Origin of the sequence: Rathayibacter sp. AY1F4 (assembly GCF_002931775.1) — a bacterium.
Lineage (GTDB): Bacteria > Actinomycetota > Actinomycetes > Actinomycetales > Microbacteriaceae > Rathayibacter.
In genome coordinates this window covers 53,850-71,637 of sequence record NZ_PSVE01000010.1, presented here as the reverse complement: position 1 = coordinate 71,637, position 17,788 = coordinate 53,850, and the positions used below count along the sequence as shown (strand labels likewise).

The window sequence follows — 17,788 nt, the reverse complement described above, 5'->3', positions numbered from 1 at the left end:
GATCGGAGGGCTCACGGGGAGAGCCCGGTGGCGATGCGCTGCGTGTTGACGCGCATCATGGCGAGGTAGTCGGGAGCGCCGCCCTCGGGCCCCGTCAGGGACTCCGTGAACAGTTCGACCACCTCCACGCGGATGTCGGCCTCGCTCGCGAGCGCCTGGACCAGGCGGTCGGGAGACGAGGACTCCGCGAAGATCGTGGGGACGCCGGTCTGCTCGACCGCGTCGACGAGATCGGCGAGGTCGGAGGCGGACGGCGCCGCGAGGGTCGTGCCTCCCGGGATGACGGCGCCGACGACGTCGAAGTCGAAGCGGTCGGCGAGGTACCCGAAGACGTGGTGGTTGGTGACGAGGGCGCGGCGCTCGGCCGGGATCGCGGCGAACGCCGCGGCCATCTCGGAGTCGAGCCGCTCGAGCTCGGCGCGGTAGCCGGCCGTCCGGTCCCGGACGGCGGCCGGATCGACGCCGTCGAGCGCGGCGAGCACGGGCCCGAGGGAGTCGACGACGTCGATCATCCGGCCGGGGTCTGTCCAGAAGTGCGAGTCCGGGCTCCCCTCCGCGTCGCCCTCGCTGTAGTCGAGGACGTCGACGGCGTCGCCGGCGACGAACGCGGGGACGTCCTCACCGGAGGCCTCGTCGAGGTGCTGCTGCAGGCCCTCCTCGAGTCCGAGCCCGTTCGAGACGACGAGGTCGGCGGAGCGCAGGCGCGCCGCCTCCTGCGCCGAGATCTCGAAGGAGTGCGGGTCGGCGTCGGGCTTCATCAGCGTGACGACCTGCGCCTCGTCGCCGACGAGCTCGCCCACGACGTCGCCGAGGATGTTGGTGGAGACGATGACGAGGGGCCTCTCGTCCTCCTCCGCGGACGTGCAGCCCGACAGGAGCAGGACCGCCGCGGCGGAGGCGAGGGCCCAGCCGCGCCTCATCGGCCCGTCTCCGCCGTGAAGGCCGGCTCGGTGGCGGTCTCGAAGGTGCGGGCGAGGCGCGCGCCGTCCGCGTAGTCGATCTCGTGCAGCTTCCGCTCGGCGGGCGCGCTGAGGTAGGCCCGCTGCTGGTCGGCGATCAGGACGGGCCGCGAGCCGTCCGCGGTCGTGTCCGCGACGAGGGGCGCGGTCTCGGCGAGGACCGCACCGTCGGAGCCGTCGAGCACCAGCACGCGGCCGTCGGCGGCGAGGGCGAGGACGGTCTCGTCCGCGTCGTCCACCGCGGTGACCTGCGCCAGCGAGGCGGGAGAGGGGAGGAGGCTCCAGGAGCGCTCCCGGGTGTCGAGGAGCCAGATGCCCGCGTCCCCGGCGAGGCCGGCGACCGTGGGGCGGCCCTCACGGTTGTCGAAGGAGGCGGCGGGTGGCGCGGTGGTGCCGGCGGGGTAAGGGATCCGCTCGACGATGAGCTCCTCGTCCTCGATCGACGCCAGGAGTGCGCCGTCGGAGCAGCCGATGACGGCGCCGACGCGGGTGGTGATCGTCCCGGCGGGGTCGGGGCAGGCCTCGCGGAGGCCCGTCGGCTCGCCGGCCGAGTCGTAGCCGGCGACGGCCGCTCCGGATCCGGACCCCTCGGTCACCAGTGCGGACGAGCCGACGGGCACGACCATCCCGGGTCCGGGCTCGACGTCCTTCCGGAACCGCTCGACGATCGCGCCCTTCGACAGCGCCTCGGTGTCGAGGAGGACCGCCTCGCCGGAGTCGGGGAAGAAGAGTCCGGTTCCGCCGGTGGTCGAGAGGTTCGTCGTGGCGACGACGGCCGTCCCGGAGCCCGCGACCGTGCCGATCAGGCGGGGGTCCGCGCGGTAGTAGTGGAAGTGGTCGACGTGGTCCCAGGTCCACACGCCGCTGTCGACGATCTCGACGCCCGCATCGGTCTGGGCGAAGAGGTAGCGGCCGTCGGTCGTCATCGCGCTCGGTGCGCCGATGGTGCCGAGGCCGGTGACCGTCTCGTCGAGGAGGTCGAGGTGAGACACGGCGCCCGACGGGTCGATCGTGGTCAGCCCCAGGCGCGGCTCGGCGAGCTCGGCGGCGTTCGCGACGGCGCCGTGGCCGGAGCCCGTGTCGTCCGCGGCCGGCGCGGAGGCGTCGGTCGAGCAGGCGGCCAGGCCCAGCGCGAGAGCGCCCAGGAGGACGGTGGAGGCGGTGGTTCGGGAGTGCACGGAGTCCTTTCGAGGGTGAGCGGGGGAGGAGCGGTGCCGGCAGGGCCTCATGCGGCGACCGGCTGAGGGCCCGACCGGGACGCGAGGGCCGACGCGGCCGAGCGGACCGCCCAGGACACCGCGGCGACCGCGATGGCCGTGCCGGCGACCGAGGCGCCCGCGGCCGTGGCCGCGTGCCAGGAGACGAGCAGGCCGACGAGCACGGAGGCCGCGCCGAGGATCGACGCGAGCAGCATCCGGGTCGGGATGCGGGTGGTCCAGTGCCCGGCGGCCACCGCGGGAGCCAGAAGGAGCCCGACGACGAGGAGCGAGCCGACCGCCTGGTAGGAGGCGACGACGGCGAGGGTCACCAGGCCGACCAGCGCGGCCTGAGCCGAGCGCGGACCGAGGCCGAGCACTGCGGCGATGCGCGGATCCAGCGCCAGGGCGACGAGCGGGCGGTGGAAGGCCGCTGCGACGAGGAGGCCGGCTCCGGCGGCGGCGGCGAGCAGCCCGATGTCGACGGAAGTGATCGCGAGGATGTCGCCGAAGAGGATCGAGGTCGCGTCCGTGGCGAAGCTGCCCGAGTGCGAGATCACGATGACCCCCAGCGCCAGCATGGCGACGAAGAGCAGGCCGATGCTGGTGTCGTAGGACAGTCGTCCGCGCCGCTGCAGGGCCGCGATGCCGAGGCTCATCAGCACCGCGCTGGCTGCGCCGCCCACGAGGACGGGCGCGCCGAGCACCGTCGCGAGGGCGACGCCGGGGAGCATCCCGTGGGCGAGCGCCTCGCCGAGGAAGGCCATCCCGCGGAGGACCACCCAGGTGCCGACGACGCCGCAGAGGACCGCGACGAGGACGCCGCCGAGGAGGGCGCGCTGGAGGAAGTCGAGAGCGAACGGCTCGAGGATTCCGGCGAGGAGGCTGGGCATGGTGCCCGACCGTACACGATAATGAGAACAGTTATCATTCCTGTACGCTCGTCGGGATGGACGTCTCACCCCTGCCCGAGCCCCCGGTCCGCCTCCGAGGCGCTCACGTCGACTTCGGCTCCCGCCGCGCTCTCGCGGGGGTCGATCTCGACGTCGCCGCGCGCTCGCTGACCGTGATCGCCGGGCCGAACGGCGCCGGCAAGTCCACGCTTCTGGAGGTGATCGCGGGAGTGCGTCCACTGACGTCCGGCACGCGGGACGTCACCGGAGCGATCGCCTTCGTGCCGCAGCGGGCGTCGATCCCGGACCGCCTCCCGGTGACGGTGCGCGACGTGGTCGCGGTGGGCACCTGGGGCCGGCTCGGCCGCCTCCGCCGCAGCGACGCGCGCGCGGCGGGCGCGATCGCCACCGCGCTCGAGCGGATGGAGATCGCCGCGCTCGCCCGGGAGCCCTTCGCGGTGCTCTCCGGCGGTCAGCGGCAGCGGACGCTCCTCGCCCAGGGGCTCGCCCGCGGGGCCGGCCTGCTGCTCCTGGACGAGCCCACCACCGGCCTCGACTCGGCGAGCGCGGAGCGGATCCGGTCGGTCCTGCGCGCGGAGGCGGACCGCGGCGCGACCGTGGTCTGCGTCTCGCACGACCCCGCCGTGCTGGCCGACGCGGACCGCGTCGTCGGACTCGTCGACGGGGCCCTCGCTCCGGCGGACCGATCCGTCACCCGCGGCCCGTGAGGCGGGGGCGCACGGGCCGTCCGTGACGGATCGCACCTGAGCGACGGGCCGCGGGCTGGGAGGATGGGGGGATGACCTCGACGCTGCTCGACCGGATGCCGACGCCCGACGCGGACGGGCGCGTCGACGACGACGCGGTCTACCTGGCCTTCACCGAGTGGGCGGAGTCGCGCGGCCTCCCGCTCTACCCGGCGCAGGACGAGTCCATGCTCGAGATCGCCTCCGGCTCCAACCTGATCCTCTCGACGCCCACCGGCACCGGGAAGTCGCTCGTCGCGATCGGCGCGCACGCCGCGGCGCTCGCCTCCGGACGCCGCAGCTTCTACACGGCGCCGATCAAGGCGCTCGTCTCCGAGAAGTTCTTCGCGCTGGTCGACGTCTTCGGCGCCTCCAACGTCGGGATGGTCACCGGCGACTCCTCGGTGAACGCCGACGCGCCGATCATCTGCTGCACGGCCGAGATCCTCGCGAACCTCGCGCTCCGGCACGGCGAGGACACCCCGGTCGACCAGGTCGTGATGGACGAGTTCCACTTCTACGCGGACCCGGCACGCGGCTGGGCCTGGCAGGTGCCGCTGCTCACCCTCCCTCACGTGCAGTTCGTGCTGATGTCGGCCACCCTCGGCGACGTGACGGCGCTCGCCGCCGACCTCAGCCGCCGTACGGGCCGGGAGACCGCCCGGGTCACCGGCGTGGAGCGCCCGGTGCCGCTGCACTACTTCTACGAGATCGCGCCGATCCACGACTCCATCGAGGAGCTGCTCTCGACGAACCAGTCGCCGGTCTACGTCGTGCACTTCTCGCAGGCGGCCGCTCTCGAGCGTGCGCAGGCGCTCACCAGCGCGAACATCGCCACCCGCGAGCACCGCGACCGCATCGCCGAGGTGATCGGCGGCTTCCGCTTCACCACCGCGTTCGGCAAGACCCTCTCCCGGCTGCTCCGGCTGGGGATCGGCGTGCACCACGCGGGCATGCTGCCGAAGTACCGCCGCCTGGTCGAGCAGCTCGCCCAGCAGGGCATGCTGCGCGTGATCTGCGGCACGGACACCCTCGGCGTCGGCATCAACGTCCCGATCCGCACCGTGCTGCTCACCGCGCTGACCAAGTACGACGGCACCCGGACCCGCCAGCTCTCGGCCCGCGAGTTCCACCAGATCGCCGGCCGCGCCGGTCGCGCGGGGTACGACACCGCCGGGACCGTGGTCGTGCAGGCCCCCGAGCACGAGTCCGAGAACCGGAAGGCTCTCGACAAGATGGGCGACGACCCGAAGAAGCGGAGGAAGTGGGTCGCCAAGCGCGCGCCGCAGGGCTTCGTCAGCTGGGGCGAGCCGAGCTTCCGCAAGCTCGTCGACGCCGAGCCCGAGACGCTGGCCTCGCACATGACGATCACGTCGGCGATGCTGCTGAACGTGATCGCCCGCGGCGGCGACGCCTACGCGAACGTGCACGCCCTGATCTTCGACAACCACGAGCCGTGGAAGCGGCAGCTGCAGCTCGCCCGCCGGGCGCTCGGCATCTACCGGACGCTGCGGGAGGCGGGCGTGGTCGAGCAGAGCGTCGGCGCCGACGGCGTGACCCGCATCCGCCTGACCGTCGACCTGCAGCCGAACTTCGCGCTCAACCAGCCGCTCTCGCCGTTCGCGCTGGCCGTGTTCGACGTTCTCGACCCGGAGTCGCCGAGCTTCGCGCTCGACGTGATCTCGGTGCTCGAGGCGACCCTCGACGACCCGCGCCCGATCCTGGGGGCCCAGCAGTTCCAGGCCCGCGGCGAGGCCGTCGCGGCGATGAAGGCCGACGGGATCGAGTACGAGGAGCGGATGGAGCTGCTCGAGTCCGTCACGCACCCCAAGCCGCTCGAGGAGCTCCTCGAGGCGACCTTCGAGACCTACACCGCGGCGCAGCCGTGGGTGAAGGACTTCGAGCTCTCGCCGAAGTCGGTCGTGCGCGACATGTACGAGCGGGCGATGTCCTTCGGCGAGTACACCGCGTTCTACAAGCTCTCCCGCTCGGAGGGACTGGTGCTGCGCTACCTGTCCGACGCGTTCCGCGCGGCCCGGCAGACCATCCCCGACGAGCTGAAGAACGAGGAGCTGCACGACCTGATCGAGTGGCTGGGCGAGCTCGTGCGCCAGGTCGACTCCTCGCTGGTCGACGAGTGGGAGGAGCTGGTCAATCCGGCGCTCCACGCGGCGGACCAGGCGATCGTGCCGCCCGCTCCGCGCCGCCTCACCGCGAACCACCGCGCCTTCCGCGTGCTGGTGCGCAACGAGATGTTCCGCCGGGTGACCCTCGCCGCCCTCGACGACCACGAGGCGCTCGGCGAGCTCGACGCCGCCGCCGGCTTCGACGCCGACGCGTGGGGCGCCGCGCTCGACGACTACTACGACGAGCACGACAGCATCGGCATCGGGCCCGACGCCCGGGGGCCGAAGATGCTGCTCGTCACGGAGGAGCCGACGCAGTGGCTCGTGCGGCAGATCCTCGACGATCCGGCCGGCGACCACGACTGGGGGATCTCGGCGACCGTCGACCTCGCCGAGTCGGACGAGCAGGGTGCGGCCGTCGTCCGCGTCACCTCGGTCGGCCGCCTGGACTGATCAGCGGCCGCGCTTCTCCCGGCGCTGCATCTCGGCGGCGATGTCCGCCTCGGTGATCTCCTTGCGGGCGGGACCCCAGATCGACGCGGCCTGGCCGACGACGCCGATCCCGATCCCGATCATCGGCCAGATCGGCCAGAAGTAGCCGTCGGCCCCTGTGCCGACCCAGACGGCGGTCGTGATCGCCGAGACGCTCGCCCATCCGCCGACCGATCCCAGGAAGTCGCGGCGCCGCTTGACCTCGCGCACGGCGAGCGCGCGCTCGGCGTCCTCGACGCGGGCGGTCTCCACCTCCTCGCCGGAGGCGGCCGCCGGGACGACCTCCGCGGACCGGTCTCGCCGGGCGGACGGATCCGGAGTTCCCCACTCGTTCGTCATGCGGCCAGCCTACGCACGGGCCGTCGGCAGCGGTACGCGGGCTTCAGGCGGCGGTACGCGGGCTCAGGGGGCGGCCGCCTGCTCCGGCTGGCAGTGCGGGCACCACCAGGTGCGGCGCTGCTCGGGGTCGTCGCGGACCTCGTCGCGGACGAGCACCGTCGTGCCGCAGCGCAGGCACGGGCGCCCGGCGCGCCCCGCGACCCAGTGCCGCTCGCCGCGGCGGGTGTCACCGGTGGTGGTCTGGAACATCCCCGGGATCGTGACGGAGGCGCGGAGGCCTCTCGCCGCGGTCGCCACGAGGGCGCGGACGTCGAAGGAGCCGATCGGCCGCCAGGGCCAGACCCCGCGGAGGAAGCAGACCTCGTTGGCCCAGAGGTTGCCGAGACCCGCGAGGCAGCGCTGGTCGAGGAGTGCGGCGACGACGGGCCGGTCCGGGAGGCGGGAGAGGCGCCGGACGGCCTCGTCGGCGTCCCAGTCCGCGCGGAGCGGGTCGGGCCCGAGGTGCCCGACGGCGCGCGGCTCGTCGCGGGTGGCGAGGAGCTCGACGACCGGGAGGTCGATGCCCCACACGGTCGAGTCATCGTCGAGGCGGAGGCGGACGCGGACGTCCTTCTGCACCGAGCGGGGGACCGCTCGGCCGGGAGCGGTCACGGTCCAGGAGCCCTGCATCCGCAGGTGGGTGTGCAGGGTCGTTCCGCCGGAGAAGCGGGTGAGGAGGTGCTTGCCGTGGGTGTCGTGCTCGAGGATCCTCAGCCCGGCGAGGGAAGTGCCGGCCGCGTCCCCGGAGCGCAGCTCGCCCTCGAGGACGGTGCGACCGTCCGCCGCCCGCCTGAGGCGGGCGGCGAGACGGTGCACACTGTCTCCCTCGGGCATCCCCGAACTCTAGGAGCCGGAGCTCGTCGAGGTCAGGGGTCGCGCGGGATCAGGCGCCGCGGTACGCCTGCTTGTAGACGCGCTCGGTGCCGTCGGGCGCGGTGACCTCGATGGTCGCCGTGCCGGCCTTGATGGGCTTGAAGACGGTCACGGTCTTGACCGTGAACGACTGGCCGGGCTTGACCGTCTTCTTCGTCTTGCTGCCGTACGCCGTCGTGATCTCGATCGAGACCGTCTCGTCGCCGTTGTTCACCGCCGACACCGTCAGCGTCCGCACGACGGCGAGGCGCTTGGTGGAGGCGGTGGTCGCGACGTCGATGACCGTGACGGGCTCGGGCTCCGGGTCCGTCTGGGTCTCGGGCAGGTCGAGGCCGACGACGACCGGGTCGTGGTCGCTGGAGCGGTACGCCGAGGTGTCGTAGAAGATCGTCGCGTTGTAGTCGTAGCGGCTGTACTCCAGTGCCACGGACTCGCCGCTGTTGATGTTCCAGGTGTCGACCCCGGTGACCGTCCTGTCGGCCGCGGGCGAGGCGAAGACGTGGTCCAGCGAGCCGACCGCGCCGTCGAACGAGTACGAGTACTTGCCGTCCTTCGCACCCTGGTCGATGTAGCCGGCGTCGGTGATCACCTTCACCGGGTCCTCCTTCGAGTAGGCGTTGAAGTCGCCCAGCAGGTAGACGAGCTCGGTGGCCTTCTCGGTGCGGAGGCGGTCGGCGAAGGCGACGAGGGCGGTCGCCTGCTTCACGCGCGAGGCGTTCGAGGCGCCCTGGCCGTCGCCCTGGTCGGCGTCGGCGCCGGATCCGGAGCCCTTCGACTTGAAGTGGTTCACGATCGCGACGAACTCGCTGGCGCCGTCGCCGAGGAGGCGGAACTCCTGGGCGAGGGGCTTGCGGGCGTTCGAGAAGTTCACCGTGTCGTTGAGCACGACGGACTCGCCGACCGGCTCGATGACGGCCTTCTTGTAGATGAAGGCGGTGCGGATGACGTCCTCGTCCGCGAGCGCGGGGAGCGCTGCGGGGGAGGGGACGTAGGCCCAGACCTCGGAGCCGGCCGCCGTGTTCAGCGCGGCGGTCAGGGTGGCGAGGGCCTCGTCGCGCGGCTTGCCGAACTTGGCCGAGTTCTCGATCTCCTCGAGCGAGACGACGCCCGCGCCGAGGGTGTTGATCGCGGTCACGATCTTGGCCTGCTGGCGCTCGAGGTCGTCGGCGTTCGCCGCTCCGCGTGCGTCGCAGCCGCTGTTGACCGTGACGGGGTCGCCGTCGCGGTCGGTGTAGAAGGTGCAGCCGGTGATCGAGTCGCCGGTGGTGGAGAAGTAGTTGAGCACGTTGAAGGACGCGATCGAGAGGTCGCCGCCGACGGCCTCGGGCTTCGCGGTCCGGGTGTTCGCGAAGGTCGCGGGCTGCACGTCGCCGGCGTTCTCGACGGTCAGCTGCGTGGTGGGCTGGAAGGCCCAGCCGCCGTTGCGGTAGTCGAGGACGACGGGGCGGGTGAAGGTCGCCGGAGCACCCACGCGGATCGGCGCGGTGGTGGTGAGGTAGGGCAGCGGGATCGCCTTGTTCGCGGCGGCGCCGAGGAAGTTGATCGAGGCGCCGTCGTCGAGGGTGATCGCGCGGGCGGCGTTGTCGGCGACGACGGCCGCGAGCTCCGGCGAGCCGGGGCGGGCGACCTCGGTCGGCGTGAGCAGCGGGGACGTGCCGGCGGCGAGGCCGACCGAGCCGAAGCTGTTCAGGTCGAAGGTGTCGGTGACCGTGTAGGCGCCCTGCGGAGCGATCAGCATGCTCTCGAGCACCTCGCGCTCGGCGGCGGTGCGGGGGAGCGCGACAGCGGCCGGGACCGGCGCTGCGGCGGCGCCCTCGAGCTTCACGACGGTCGCGGCCGAGGTCGGGGTGAGCTCGGTCAGGCCGTTGTACTCGCTCACCTCGCCGGTGATGCGCAGGTGGTCGCCGATCGCGACCGACCCGACGGAGGCGGAGGAGAAGACGAAGACGGCGTCGGAGGCCGTGCGCGAGCTCTCGCCGCCGGTGCCGGGGGTCTGGATGACGTAGCCGTTGTAGCCGCCGGACGGGTAGCGCGCGGTGACGACGCCGGAGGTGGTGACGGTGCTGCCGACGAGCGGCGACGCGTCGCCGGTGCCCTGGATCTCCGCGATGGAGACGGCCGGGATCTCGGCCGGCGGGGTCGTCGGGGGAGTGGTCGGCGGAGTCGTCGTCGGCGGCGAGGTGGGCTCGGGCTCGGATCCTCCGCCCGCGGCCTGCGGGGTCGGTGCGCCGAGCGCGAAGTCGGCCGAGTTGACGTCGGTGTCGCCGGTGGCAGTGTCCGCGCGGGCGATCGTCTGGGTGAGGGAGGGGACCGTGGCGACGGACGACTCGAAGGTGTTCGAGGTGCCGTAGCCGACGAGGTCGATCACCGCGTCCGGCTGGGCGGCGGCGCCGGTGGGCGGCGCCACGAGCGCCGAGGTCCCGTCGACGAGGAAGAGGGTGCCGCCCGCGGCCGCCATGTTGAGGCCGTTCGCGCTCTGGTCGGGCGTCGGCAGGGCCGCGCCGTTGGTGCCGTTGCTGGCGCCGGCGAGCAGGAAGTGGCCGCCCGCGGGCACCGAGCCGGTGAGCGGCACGGTCGTGGTGGGGTTCGCGGTGCCGGTCGCCGAGCGGTACTGGATCGAGAGGCCGCCGAGGGCGATCTCGGCGGCGGTGGGGTTGTAGAGCTCCACGTAGCGGTTGCTGAACGCGGCGCCGGCGGAGCCTCCGCGGGCGAAGACCTCGCTGATGACGAGCTCGTCGCCCGAGGGCGAGGCCGCGGCGGAGGTCGCGACCAGCGGAGCGGCCGCCAGGGCCAGGCCGGTCAGGGCCGCCAGGCCGAGCCCGCGCCTCCGGCGGCGGTCGGGCGGGGTGGGAGAGTCGGGCATGGTGGTCCTCTCGATCGCCGCTCGGAAGAGCGGTCGCAGCGTCGTCGCCGCGCGGCGCGGCCGGCGCACCCCCGGAAGGGGCACGCATGGTCACGCTATGCAGTGCGGGTGCCCGGCCTGTGAACCGGACGTTTCATGAACGTAAACTCATCCACCGACATCGGGGCGCGCGGGTGCCGCTCGCGGCGCGTTCGCGGCTTCGCGGGCCACACTCGTCGGATGATCTCCTTCGAGCTGGCCCGTGCCCTGCGCACGGCGGGCGTGCGCTGGACGCCCCGCACCGGTGACCGCTTCCGCATCGAGCGGGAGGGCTTCGACGGCGACGTCTTCACCGTCAGCGACATGACCATCGAGGCGCACGAGTACCCGAGCGGGACCGTCCTCGGCTTCAACGGCACCACGGAATGGGCACTCGACTCCGTCTCTCTGGAGGACTCGCTCTGGCTGCCGCGGGAGGACCAGCTGCGCGAGCTCCTCCGCGGGACCTTCCGCTCCCTCCGTCGCCTCGCGGAGCCGGAGGCGCGGTTCGCCGTCGAGGTCGAGCTCGGCGGGCGGGCGCGGACCTTCGAGGACGCGGCGGCCGAGAACGCCTATGCGGAGGCGCTGCTCGCGCTGGTCAGCTCGGTCGCGGTCGACCTCGACGACGTGGACGAGCTGGACGGGGCCGACGAGCCCGACCGGGCGGCCGAGCGGGCCTGATGCTCCGTCCGACCCCGACCCGCCGCATCCGGCGGGGCTAGGAGGCCGCCTTCTCCGCCGCCGCGGTCTTCTTCGGGGTCCGCTTCTTCGCAGGCGCGTCGGCGCCCTTCTCCGGGTCGGCCTTCCTCGCCGCGGGCTTCTTCTTCGCGGCGGTCGTCGCCGGAGCCTTCGCCGCCTTCTTCGGGGCAGGCTTCGTCGCGGCCTTCTTCTCGGCAGAGGCCTCCTCCGCCGGCGCGCCCTTCGCCCCGCGGCTGCGCTCGACCGAGCGCTTGAGCGCCTCCATCAGGTCGAGCACCTCGCCGCCGCCCTCCTCCTCCGGCGCCTCACCGAAGGTCGCGGCGGTGTCGAGGGCGTCGCCCTGCTCGATCTTGGCGTCGATCAGCGTGCGCAGCTCCTCCTGGTACGCGTCGTGGAACTTCGCGGCGTCGAAGTCCTCGGAGTAGGAGTCGACCAGGTGCGCCGACATCTCGAGCTCGCGCGCCGCGATCCGGGTGCTGCCTTCCAGCGACGGGAACTCGACCTCCCGCACCTCGTCCGCCCAGAGCAGGGTCTGCAGCATCAGGAGCTTGCCGCGCACGCGCAGCGCGGCGAGGCGGGTCTTCTGCCGCAGCGCGAACTCGACGATCGCGGTGCGGTCCGTCTGCTCGAGGGTGCGGCGCAGCAGGACGTAGGCCTTGGGGGAGGAGGAGTCGGGCTCCAGGATGTAGGCGCGGTCGAACATGATCGGGTCGACCTGCTCGCTGGGCACGAACTGCACGACGTCGATCTCGCGGTCGCGCTCCTCCGGCAGCGCCTTGAGCTCGTCCTTGGACAGGACCACGGTGCGCTCGCCGTCGTCGTAGGCCTTGTCGATGTGGTCGAAGGTGACGACCTCGCCGCAGATCTCGCACTTGCGCTGATACCGGATCCGTCCGCCGTCCTTGTCGTGGACCTGGTGCAGCGGGATGTCGTGGTCCTCGGTCGCGCTGTAGATCTTCACCGGCACGTTGACCAGGCCGAAGGTGATCGCGCCCTTCCAGATGGCTCGCATGCGCCCAGTGAACACCGTGTCCCCCGGCCGCCGGAAGCCCTGTCGGACGCGAGGGAGCCCCCGACCGTCGAAGGGACCCGCCGCAGCTCGACGGTCCGGGGTCCCCTCAGGGCGGAACGACGGAGCCGTCCGGTCGTCGCGCGGGGCGACGACTGGACGGCTCCGGGGCGGTGGCGGCTAGCCGCGCTCGGCGCTTCGGCGGCGCAGCGCAGCGAGCAGGAGCCCGCCGACGCCGCCGGCGATCAGCAGTCCGCCGAGGCCCAGCGGCAGGCCGATGTCGGCGCCCGTCGAGGCCAGGGGCGGGCGGCCACCGGGGTGCGGCGCCACGGCGGTCGGCGTGCTGCTCGGAGTGGGAGCGGCCGTCGGTGCGGTGGTGGGCGCGGTCGTCGGGGCGACGGTCGGCTGTGCGGTCGGAGCGACGGTCGGCTCGGCGGTCGGGGCCACGGTGGGCTCCGGCGTCGGGGTCGGCGTGGTCGGGTCCTTCTCGGCGTCGATCGCGGAGGTGTCCGCGGCGAACGAGGCGGTCACGAAGGCGATGGCCTTCGACGTGATGCCGAGCGCCTCCTGGTTGATGTTGTCGATGTCGTCGGCGGCGGAGTGGTAGTTCGGGTCGTGCGTGATGCCGGCGGTACCGCCGAACAGCGCGACCTCCTCCTCCGTCTTGACGTCGTCGGCGCCGGTGAAGACGCCCGAGGACGGGATGCCGACCGAGATGAAGCCGTCGTAGTCGCTGCGGCCGTCGAACGCGGTGTCGATCCAGGGCTGGTCGATCGAGTCGAAGTAGTCGGTGAACGCCTTCTCGGTCGCGATCGAGCCGGCGGGCACGTCCACGGGGGCCTCGTAGGTGGACTGGTCCGCATCGTAGACGGAGATCACGTAGTTCGGCGAGGCGACCATGTCGAAGTTCATGTAGGTCGCGATCTTCGAGGCGTCCTCCTCCGTCAGGGAGTCGACGTAGGTGTAGGAGCCGACCAGGCCCACCTCCTCGGCGCCCCACCAGGCGAAGCGGACCGCGTTGGTCGTGTCGCCCGCGGCGGCCAGCTGCACGGCCGTCTCGAGCAGCGTCGCGGATCCGGAGCCGTTGTCGTTGATGCCGGGGCCGGCGGGCACGCTGTCGAGGTGCGCGCCGAGCATGACCACGTTGTCGTGGTCGCCGCCCGGGGTCTCCGTGACGATGTTGAAGGTCTCCACCTCGGTCGTCGTCTGGTCGATGAGGACCGAGACGCTCGCGGGGAGCGACGCCAGCAGCGCCTGCCCCTCGGCCTGCGTGACGCCGACGCCGGGGACGGCGGCCTCGTCCTGTCCGCCGAACGTCCCGTTGAGGGCGTCGCTCGGCGCGTTGTCGTAGATGATGATCGCGGCGGCGCCGGCGGCACCGGCGGCGACCGACTTCTCGAGGAAGCTGCAGGAGCCGCGGCTGACGAGCGCGACCTTCCCGGTGGCGTCGAGGCCGGTCCAGGCGTCCGTGGTGCAGCCGAGCGGATCGACGGGGGCGATGAGCTCGCCGGTCACGCCGCCCTCGGGCGTCGACGGAGTGAACTCCATCGGCGTGCCGACGGCGCCGGTGCCGGTGGTCAGCGAGAACGCATCGATCGTCTGCGTCGCGGTGGTGAAGTCCTGGCGCTGCGTCGTGTAGCCGGCGTCCGCGAGGACCTTCTCGACGTACGCGCCGCTCAGCTCGTAGCCCGGAGTGCCGATCGCGCGGGTGCCGCCGTTGGCGTCCGCGATCGCCTGGAGGGCCTCCAGGTGGGTCATGATGCCGTCGACCGTGACGGTGTCGGCGAAGTCGACCGGCTCGACGGCGCTCGCCGTCGGCGCGAAGGCGAAGCCGGCGACGAGGGCGCCCGCTCCGATCATCGCGCTCGAGCCGATCAGCGAGCGGCGTCGGCGGCCGCTCGGGGTGTTCGTGGTGGTTCGCGCCACTGGGGCTCCCTCTCCTCGAGAACGGGCCGCCGCGTCGGCGGCCCCGACGCGCACCTCCCGAAGACTGGGAGGGGATCGCGTCCTCTGCGAGGGTATTCACAGGAAACGGTGCGGCCCAGTCCCCCCTGCCAGATTTCATCCGGACGAAACACGGACCGGGCCGGCGGGTCGGTCAGGCCGTCGCCGGGCTCTCGGCCCACTCGCGGAGCATCGCGAGCGTCTCCTCCGGACGGTCGCGGTGGGGGCTGTGACCTGCGCCCGCCACGACCGCGTACCGGATGCGCGGATTCGCGCGCAGCACCAGGGCGGCGAGGGAGGGAGGGAGCAGCGTCTCGACCTGCGGGTCGCCGGCCAGCACGAGGACCGGCGGGCGGAGGCCCGGCAGGTCCGCGAGCAGGTCCCACGGGTCGTTGTCGTCGATCGTCGCGGCGACCGCGGCCGGATCGGCGGCCCGCACCGCGGCGAGCTTCTCGACCCGGTCCCGCTCGTCCCAGAGCGGCTGCGCGACGGCGAGCTCCTCGGCCGAGACCGCGAGACCGGCGAGCTCGCCCGCGCGGACGGCGGCCCGCTGCTCCGGGGCGAGCCGGAGCACCGGGTCCAGCAGCGCCAGGCGCCCCGCCCAGCCGGAGTCGCGGGCGGCGGCGCGCACCGCGACCGCTCCGCCGAGCGAGTGCCCGACGACGAGGTCGAACGGTCCCCGCGCGAGGGCGTCGTCGGCGTAGGCGTCGTGGCGGGAGGAGCCGCCGCGCGGCCCGTCGCCGTGTCCGCGCAGGTCGGGAGCGGAGACGCTCCAGCCCGCCGCAGTCAGCTCGCGGCTCAGCCGCCACCAGGTGCGGCCCGAGCCGCCCAGGCCGTGCAGGAGCAGGACCCTGCCCGCCGTCATCGCCGGAGCCTCAGTCGAAGCGCGGGTCGCGGCCGGTGCGCTCACCGGTCGCGAGCCCGGCGATCGCGGCGAGGTCCTCGTCGTCGAGGGCGAAGCCGAAGACGTCCAGGTTCTCGCGGATCCGCTCCGGCGTCACCGACTTCGGGATCGCGACGACGCCGAGCTGCACGTGCCAGCGCAGCACCGCCTGCGCCGGCGAGACGCCGTGCTTCGCGGCGATGCGGGCCAGGGCCGGCTCGTCGAGGAGGCGCCCGCGGGCCAGCGGCGACCACGCCTCGGTGACGATCCCGTGGGCGGCGTCGAAGGTGCGCAGCTCCTCCTGGGGCAGCCGCGGGTGCAGCTCGACCTGGTTGATCGCCGGCACCACTCCCGTCTCGTCGAGCAGGCGCTGCACGTGCTCCTCCGCGAAGTTCGAGACGCCGATCGAGCGGGCCCGCCCCTCGCTCTGCAGGCGCTCGAGGGCGCGGTAGGTGTCGACGTAGCGGTCGCGCGAGGGGATCGGCCAGTGCACGAGGTAGAGGTCGACGTAGTCGGTGCCGAGCAGCTCGAGGCTCCGGTCGAAGGCGGCGAGCGTCTCGTCGAAGCCGTGGTCGTCGTTCCAGACCTTGGTCGTCACGAAGACCTGCTCGCGGGGGAGGCCGCTCGCGCAGATCCCTTCGCCGACTCCGCGCTCGTTGCCGTAGAGGGTGGCGGTGTCGACGTGCCGGTAGCCGGCCTCCAGGGCGACGGCGACCGTGCGGGCCGCCTCCTCGTCGCCGATCTTGTAGACGCCGAGCCCGAGCTGGGGGATCGCGCGGCCGTCGTTGAGGGGGATCAGGGGGACGCTCATGCCTCCCATGCTGGCATGCGCCTCAGACGCTCCAGTCGAGCTCGCCGTGCGGTCCCACGTGCACGTCGTCCTCGATCAGCGCCGCGAGACCGGCCACCCCGAAGAGGAGGCGCCGCTCGGCGCGCTCCGCGTCGCTGCGCTCGTCGATGCCGCGCACGGCGAAGTGCACGTCGTGGCCCGCCTGCAGGCCCTCGACGCCGAGCCGGCCGCGGAGCGCGCGCACGGGGCGCCGGCCGATGCCGAGTCCGCGCCAGAGGGAGCCCGTCTCGAGGACCACCGCCGTCTCGGAGGCGACGACTCCGTGCTGCTCGCGGTGCGCGGTGAGCTGCCACCCGTAGCCGAGGTGGTGCAGGCGGGTCGAGTGCGGGCCGCGCCAGGCGTGCGAGGACTCCTCGCGGCGGAAGTAGACGGGACTCGGGCGGAAGGACCCCTGCCAGAGCGCGGCGGCGAGCTCGGTGCACCACTCCGGGGTCTCCGGATCGGACCAGGGGTCGAGGAGGTCGGTCCGGGCGGCGGCGCGCCGGTGCTCGCGCACCAGCTCCTCCGCGTCCTCCCGCAGTCCCATGCCGCCCCCTCGCAGTCGTGGGCCTTCACCCTAGAGTGCCCGACAGGCGCCGGACAACCGGGGTGGCGGCCTAGGAGGGCAGGGTGACCGGCTCGGTGTCGGGCAGCGGGCTGGCGTCGCGCCCGCGGAGATCCGGGTGGTACCGGCGGCCGAGCAGGGGCACCAGGAAGCCGACCAGGGCGAAGGCGGCGGCGACGACGATGGCGGCGGTCGGCCCGGCCTGGTCGATCTGCACGCCGGCGATCGCGGAGCCCAGCGCCGCGCCGATCAGCTGACCGGTGCCGACCCAGCCGTAGGCCTCCGCCGTGTCCGAGAAGCGCACGCTCGAGGCGGTGATCGCGAACAGCGCCGCGAGAGCGGGGGCGATGCCGATGCCGGCGAGGAACAGCGTGACGGACAGCCACCAGAAGTCGGTCGAGACCGCCGCCAGGCCCATGCCGACCGTGACGATCAGCATCCGCCGCGCGGTCGCCCACCGGCTGATCGGGATGTGACCGAGGGCGAGGCCGCCGACCAGGGAGCCCGCCGCGAACACGGCGAGCACGACGCCCGACTCGACTCCGCCCTCGCCGAACACCGCGACCACGCCCGCCTCGACCGCCGAGCAGGCGCCGATCAGGAGGAAGCCGACGACCGTGGCCAGCAGCACCGGGGGCTTCGTGAGCACCACGCCGAGGCGGCGCTTCGAGCGCGGGATGCGGACGCGGCCCACCTCGGGCGAGGCGATGAACCAGATCCCGCCGCCGATCAGGAACGCGGCGGCGGTCAGGATGCCCGCGACCGTCGACACCTGGATCGACACGAGCGTCGCCAGCACCGGGCCGAGCACCCAGATGATCTCCTGAGCGGAGGCGTCGAGCGAGAAGAGCGGGGTCAGCTGCGAGCTGGTGACCATCTTGGGGTAGATGGTCCGCACGGCCGGCTGCACCGGCGGCATGCTCAGGCCGGCGACGAACCCGATCACGACGAACTGCCACACCTCGAGCGGGAGCACGGCCATCGCGATGATCGCGCCCGCGCAGACCACGAGGGTGATCGTCAGCACGCGGCGCATCCCGAGCCGCCCCATCAGGCGGCTGGTCAGCGGCCCGGCGATGGCCTGCCCGATCGACATCGAGCCGAGCACGAGGCCGGCGGCGGCGTAGGAGTGGTGCACCCGCTCCACGTGCAGGAGGAACGCCAGCGAGAGCATCCCGAACGGGAAGCGCGCGGTCAGCTGCGCGAGGATGATGCGCCCCACCCCGGGGGTCTTCAGGAGATCGGTGTAGCTGCCCACCGGACGACACTAGCGCTCCGGAGGGGACTGCGGTTCGTCGAGGGAGACCGCTGCCCG

15 protein-coding genes are annotated in these 17,788 nt (G+C 73.2%); 3 read left to right on the top strand and 12 right to left on the bottom strand.

Translation table 11 applies throughout. The features are described 5' to 3' along the window. Positions 1 to 11: 11 nt before the first annotated feature. Genes aztC through aztB form a run of 3 tightly spaced genes read right to left on the bottom strand, consistent with a single transcriptional unit; the run spans position 12 to position 3,048 of the window. The gene (aztC, locus tag C5C59_RS08185; protein WP_104222249.1) at positions 12 to 920 is read right to left on the bottom strand and encodes a zinc ABC transporter substrate-binding protein AztC; all 909 of its coding nucleotides are present in this window, start codon (positions 918 to 920) and stop codon (positions 12 to 14) included. Continuing rightward, a complete protein-coding gene (locus C5C59_RS08180; RefSeq protein ID WP_104237703.1) occupies positions 917 to 2,137 on the bottom strand; it encodes an ABC transporter in 1,221 nt (406 codons plus the stop codon). The genes aztC and C5C59_RS08180 overlap by 4 nt, the downstream gene beginning before the upstream one ends. A 47-nt stretch (positions 2,138 to 2,184) precedes the next feature. Beyond that, on the bottom strand, positions 2,185 to 3,048 hold the full coding sequence (gene aztB / locus C5C59_RS08175; protein ID WP_104237702.1) for a zinc ABC transporter permease AztB: 864 nt from the start codon (positions 3,046 to 3,048) through the stop codon (positions 2,185 to 2,187). 56 nt (positions 3,049 to 3,104) lie between these two features. On the opposite strand from aztB, the gene aztA reads away from it, so the two are divergent. Together aztA and C5C59_RS08165 are read left to right on the top strand one after the other, a co-directional pair. Beyond that, positions 3,105 to 3,776, top strand: a complete 672-nt coding sequence (gene aztA, locus C5C59_RS08170) for a zinc ABC transporter ATP-binding protein AztA (RefSeq protein ID WP_104237701.1) — start codon at positions 3,105 to 3,107, stop codon at positions 3,774 to 3,776. 71 nt (positions 3,777 to 3,847) lie between these two features. Further along, entirely contained in the window at positions 3,848 to 6,373 is a 2,526-nt protein-coding gene (locus C5C59_RS08165) for an RNA helicase (protein WP_104237700.1), read from the top strand. On the opposite strand, the gene C5C59_RS08160 is transcribed toward C5C59_RS08165, so the two are convergent. The 3 genes from C5C59_RS08160 to C5C59_RS08150 all read right to left on the bottom strand — a co-directional run bounded on the left by C5C59_RS08160 (position 6,374) and on the right by C5C59_RS08150 (position 10,526). Then, a complete protein-coding gene (locus C5C59_RS08160) occupies positions 6,374 to 6,751 on the bottom strand; it encodes a 2TM domain-containing protein (RefSeq protein WP_104222259.1) in 378 nt (125 codons plus the stop codon). A 63-nt stretch (positions 6,752 to 6,814) separates the two neighbouring features. Next, positions 6,815 to 7,624, bottom strand: a complete 810-nt coding sequence (locus C5C59_RS08155; RefSeq protein WP_104237699.1) for a DNA-formamidopyrimidine glycosylase family protein — start codon at positions 7,622 to 7,624, stop codon at positions 6,815 to 6,817. Between the two features lie 49 nt (positions 7,625 to 7,673). Beyond that, on the bottom strand, positions 7,674 to 10,526 hold the full coding sequence (locus tag C5C59_RS08150) for an ExeM/NucH family extracellular endonuclease (protein WP_104237698.1): 2,853 nt from the start codon (positions 10,524 to 10,526) through the stop codon (positions 7,674 to 7,676). Positions 10,527 to 10,745: 219 nt separating this feature from the next. Here C5C59_RS08150 and C5C59_RS08145 point away from each other — a divergent pair, with 219 nt between their 5' ends. Continuing rightward, on the top strand, positions 10,746 to 11,225 hold the full coding sequence (locus tag C5C59_RS08145) for a pilus assembly protein CpaE (RefSeq protein WP_258062657.1): 480 nt from the start codon (positions 10,746 to 10,748) through the stop codon (positions 11,223 to 11,225). A gap of 37 nt (positions 11,226 to 11,262) precedes the next feature. Here C5C59_RS08145 and C5C59_RS08140 read toward each other — a convergent pair whose 3' ends face one another. The 6 genes from C5C59_RS08140 to C5C59_RS08115 form a co-directional block, all read right to left on the bottom strand. After that, positions 11,263 to 12,255, bottom strand: coding sequence for a Ku protein (locus tag C5C59_RS08140; RefSeq protein ID WP_104237697.1), 993 nt, complete (start codon positions 12,253 to 12,255; stop codon positions 11,263 to 11,265). 177 nt (positions 12,256 to 12,432) lie between these two features. After that, positions 12,433 to 14,178: a M28 family peptidase gene (locus tag C5C59_RS08135; protein WP_104237696.1), complete on the bottom strand. Its 1,746-nt coding sequence runs from the start codon at positions 14,176 to 14,178 to the stop codon at positions 12,433 to 12,435. 172 nt (positions 14,179 to 14,350) lie between these two features. Further along, positions 14,351 to 15,061 (bottom strand): alpha/beta fold hydrolase, encoded by a 711-nt coding sequence (locus C5C59_RS08130; protein WP_146082804.1) that lies wholly within the window; start codon positions 15,059 to 15,061, stop codon positions 14,351 to 14,353. 10 nt (positions 15,062 to 15,071) lie between these two features. Further along, positions 15,072 to 15,890: an aldo/keto reductase gene (locus tag C5C59_RS08125; protein ID WP_104237694.1), complete on the bottom strand. Its 819-nt coding sequence runs from the start codon at positions 15,888 to 15,890 to the stop codon at positions 15,072 to 15,074. 22 nt (positions 15,891 to 15,912) lie between these two features. Beyond that, the gene (locus C5C59_RS08120) at positions 15,913 to 16,455 is read right to left on the bottom strand and encodes a hypothetical protein (RefSeq protein ID WP_104226914.1); all 543 of its coding nucleotides are present in this window, start codon (positions 16,453 to 16,455) and stop codon (positions 15,913 to 15,915) included. 70 nt (positions 16,456 to 16,525) lie between these two features. Next, entirely contained in the window at positions 16,526 to 17,731 is a 1,206-nt protein-coding gene (locus C5C59_RS08115; RefSeq protein ID WP_104237693.1) for an MFS transporter, read from the bottom strand. Between the last annotated feature and the right edge of the window lie 57 nt (positions 17,732 to 17,788).

Excerpts from the sequence above, each read along its gene's own strand:
- C5C59_RS08120 (WP_104226914.1), bottom strand. The coding sequence starts at position 16,455 with ATGGGACTGCGGGAGGACGCGGAGGAGCTGGTGCGCGAGCACCGGCGC.
- C5C59_RS08130 (WP_146082804.1), bottom strand. The coding sequence starts at position 15,061 with ATGACGGCGGGCAGGGTCCTGCTCCTGCACGGCCTGGGCGGCTCGGGC.
- C5C59_RS08150 (WP_104237698.1), bottom strand. The coding sequence starts at position 10,526 with ATGCCCGACTCTCCCACCCCGCCCGACCGCCGCCGGAGGCGCGGGCTC.
- C5C59_RS08155 (WP_104237699.1), bottom strand. The coding sequence starts at position 7,624 with ATGCCCGAGGGAGACAGTGTGCACCGTCTCGCCGCCCGCCTCAGGCGG.
- C5C59_RS08160 (WP_104222259.1), bottom strand. The coding sequence starts at position 6,751 with ATGACGAACGAGTGGGGAACTCCGGATCCGTCCGCCCGGCGAGACCGG.
- aztB (WP_104237702.1), bottom strand. The coding sequence starts at position 3,048 with ATGCCCAGCCTCCTCGCCGGAATCCTCGAGCCGTTCGCTCTCGACTTC.
- aztC (WP_104222249.1), bottom strand. The coding sequence starts at position 920 with ATGAGGCGCGGCTGGGCCCTCGCCTCCGCCGCGGCGGTCCTGCTCCTG.
- aztA (WP_104237701.1), top strand. The coding sequence starts at position 3,105 with ATGGACGTCTCACCCCTGCCCGAGCCCCCGGTCCGCCTCCGAGGCGCT.
- C5C59_RS08125 (WP_104237694.1), bottom strand. The coding sequence starts at position 15,890 with ATGAGCGTCCCCCTGATCCCCCTCAACGACGGCCGCGCGATCCCCCAG.
- C5C59_RS08140 (WP_104237697.1), bottom strand. The coding sequence starts at position 12,255 with ATGCGAGCCATCTGGAAGGGCGCGATCACCTTCGGCCTGGTCAACGTG.
- C5C59_RS08165 (WP_104237700.1), top strand. The coding sequence starts at position 3,848 with ATGACCTCGACGCTGCTCGACCGGATGCCGACGCCCGACGCGGACGGG.
- C5C59_RS08145 (WP_258062657.1), top strand. The coding sequence starts at position 10,746 with ATGATCTCCTTCGAGCTGGCCCGTGCCCTGCGCACGGCGGGCGTGCGC.